The sequence below is a fragment of the Bacillus sp. 7884-1 genome (assembly GCF_002272245.1).
Taxonomy (GTDB): domain Bacteria; phylum Bacillota; class Bacilli; order Bacillales; family Cytobacillaceae; genus Neobacillus.
The window spans coordinates 1-1366 of sequence record NZ_NPDD01000311.1; the positions used below are offsets into that span (position 1 = coordinate 1).

At 38.8% G+C, this 1366-nt stretch carries 1 protein-coding gene; it reads left to right on the forward strand.

The window, feature by feature from the left end:
• Window positions 1-26 precede the first annotated feature (26 nt).
• Complete coding sequence (locus tag CHI06_RS28770; RefSeq protein ID WP_095252045.1) at window positions 27-1244, forward strand: IS110 family transposase; 1218 nt, start codon at window positions 27-29, stop codon at window positions 1242-1244.
• Window positions 1245-1366: the final 122 nt, after the last annotated feature.

Sequence of the window (1366 nt, forward strand, 5' to 3'; positions counted from 1 at the left end):
TTTCAAGCCTAGAAAGGAAGACTTCAATGGATGTAATCATTGAAAGAGCATGTGGTTTGGATGTCCATAAGGACAATATCACTGCTTGTATTATGACTTCAAAAGGAAAGGAGATTCAAACATTTTCTACTAAAACAGTTTTTCTATTAAAGTTATTGGACTGGATTAAAGACAATAATTGTACACACGTAGCTATGGAAAGCACGAGTGTTTATTGGAAGCCTATTGTTAACTTATTAGAGTCCGAAGGAATCGAGTTTTTAGTAGTGAACGCTCAACACATGAAGGCTCTTCCCGGACGTAAAACGGATGTTAAGGATGCAGAATGGATTGCCCAACTTCTTCGCCATGGACTTCTTAAAGCTAGTTTCATTCCTGATAGAAACCAACGTGAACTACGGGAACTTGTTCGCTATCGCCGAAGTATCATTGAAGAACGCGCCAGACAACATAATCGGATTCAAAAGGTTTTAGAAGGCGCTAATATCAAACTAGGTTCTGTTGTATCTGATATTATGGGAGTTTCATCGAAGGATATGCTTCGAGCAATCGCAGATGGTGAGAATGATCCTGAAAAACTAGCAAACTTCGCTCGTCGTACAATGAAAAAGAAAAAGGAAGAACTTGAATTGGCACTTCAGGGATATATAAATCCACATCAACGTTTGATGTTAAAAACGATTTTAACTCATATTGACTTTCTAAGTGAGCAAATTGAAATGTTGGATCTAGAGATAGCGCAAAGAGTAAGCTCATATCAGGAAGATATAGAACGACTCGATTCCATACCTGGTATCGCCACAAGGATGGCTGAGCAAATCTTAGCTGAAATTGGTACGGACGTTGGAAACCAATTCCCGACTGCAGCACATTTATGTTCATGGGCAGCCTTGGTTCCTGGTCACAATGAGAGCGCAGGTAAAAGGAAGTCTAGCAGATCTAAAAAGGGAAATAAGTATTTAAGATCCGCATTAACAGAAGCAGCTCAATCAGTAAGAGGGTCAAAAAACTATCTCGGTGCACTGTATAGACGCACAGCTGGACGAAAAGGAAAGAAAAAGGCAGCAATTGTAGTTGCTCATGCGATGTTGCGAATCGCATATTACCTACTAACCCGAAAAGAAATGTATGTTGACTTAGGCGAAGATTATTTTGATAAACAAAGACAAGTATCTATTGTACGCCATTCGGTTCGAAGATTAGAAAACCTAGGTTATACTGTAACAATTACCGAAGCTTCCTAATTCAATATTTGTAGTCCATAAACACCTTGATCAGGCGCCCCGCTCTTTTTTTAAAAAATTATTGAGCTGCGTCTATTTAAGTATTGCCATTTTCCGGTTCTTACAGAATTTAATTTTCATGG

Bases quoted from the DNA above. Each gene is read 5' to 3' on its own strand.
- CHI06_RS28770 (WP_095252045.1), top strand. From the start codon at position 27: ATGGATGTAATCATTGAAAGAGCATGTGGTTTGGATGTCCATAAGGAC.